We start from the raw sequence: 1,685 nt of genomic DNA, 5'->3' as shown, positions 1-1,685 counted from the left end.
TGATATGCTCCCCAATAGGTAGACAGATGAAATAACAAATCTGTTTATCTGATTGGGGAGTGTTTTTTATGGCGAGAAGTCGGCATTCAATCGAACAAAAACTGAGTGCACTACGGATGATGGAAGAAGAAACATATACGTGGAAGGAAATCGAGGAGGCCCATGACGTCTCTGAGCATACCCTCCGGGTGTGGAAAGTGAAATTCGAGACCGGCGGAATCGACGCCTTGAAGGAGTCGAGGACATGGAAACTGTACACAAAGGAACAGAAAATAGCGGCCGTACGTGACTATCTCGATGGGGTCACCATGGTGGAAGTCCTCTCCAGACATCAAATCAGTAGTCGTTCGGTTCTATATCGGTGGATCAAGAAGTATACTAGTCATAGCGAGTTAACAGATTCGAGAAAAGGGAGGGATCGAGCTATGACAAAAGGGAGAAAGACCACATTCGAGGAACGCATGGAGATCGTCAGGTATTGCCTGGACAATGGACGGAACTATCAACGGACGGCCGAGATATTCGCCGCGTCGTACCACCAGGTCTACGGCTGGACGAAAAAATATGACGCCGACGGCGTGCACGGGCTCGAGGACCGCCGCGGACGGACGAAGCAAGAAGAGGAACTGACCAACGAAGAGAAGCTCGAACGTCGCATCCAACAGATCGAGCGGGAGAACGAGCGCCTGCGGGCCGAGAACCTGTTCCTAAAAAAGTTAGAGGAGATCGAGAGGAGAGGTTGATCAGCCAAATCCGGCTACAATTGCGTTACATGGCGATCGAGGAAATGTCGACGACCGACACGTTCCCGGTCGTGCTCCTGTGCGAGATCGCGCAGGTCTCACGGGCCGCCTACTATAAATGGTTGAAGCGTACCGTCTCGGTACGCGAGGAGGAGAACCTAAGCCTACTAGAGGACATCCGCCTCCTCTACGACCAGGTGAACGGGACCTACGGCTATCGACGGATCACCATGACGGTCAACCGGAGACGACGCCAGCATGGCCTGCCGGCATACAACGAGAAGCGTATCTATCGTCTCATGCGCATCCATGAGATCCGTTCGGTCATCCGCCAGAAGCGAAAACGGCACAAGAAGTCGTCACCGCAGCATGTGGCCGAGAACCTGATGAACCGAGAATTCAGCGCGTCCCGACCGGACGAGAAGTGGTGCACCGACGTCACCGAGTTCAAATATGGCGCCGGAAGGAAGGCATATCTGAGCGCGATCATCGACCTTTATGACGGCTCGATCATCGCCTATCGCATCGGGAAATCCAACAACAACGCGCTCGTCTTCCAGACGATGATCCCAGCCATCGCGGGGCTCCGTTCAGGAGCGAGTCCGATGATCCATAGCGACCGGGGGTTCCAATATACCTCGAGAGGGTTCAAACGCATGGTGGAAGACGCGGGGCTGACCCACAGCATGTCCCGGGTCGGACGTTGTCTCGACAACGCCCCGATCGAGGGTTTTTGGGGTACCTTGAAAGTCGAGATGTACTACCTGCGTGAGTTCCAGGCCTACAGCGAACTTACATCAGCCATCGAGACCTACATCTCGTTCTACAACCATGATCGTTTCCAGAAACGACTAAACGGCTTGAGCCCTGTAGAATACAGGTCTCAAGCCGCATAGTCCGGTTTTCATTATTTGCCCTGTCTACTTGACGGGGAGCAGTTCA

The 1,685-nt window shown here is 53.6% G+C and carries 1 protein-coding gene; it reads left to right on the top strand.

The annotated features are described in order from the left end of the window. Positions 1–68 precede the first annotated feature (68 nt). A protein-coding gene (locus KNP82_RS15375) for an IS3 family transposase (RefSeq protein WP_131471677.1) occupies positions 69–1,639 on the top strand; the annotation gives its coding sequence in 2 pieces (ribosomal slippage) (positions 69–708 and positions 708–1,639; 1,572 coding nt in all). Positions 1,640–1,685 lie beyond the last annotated feature (46 nt).

Origin of the sequence: Exiguobacterium sp. s26 (genome assembly GCF_018618235.1) — a bacterium.
GTDB lineage: Bacteria > Bacillota > Bacilli > Exiguobacteriales > Exiguobacteriaceae > Exiguobacterium > Exiguobacterium chiriqhucha.
The sequence above is the reverse complement of the archived record's forward strand: the minus strand, read 5'-3'. Positions and strand labels throughout refer to the sequence as shown.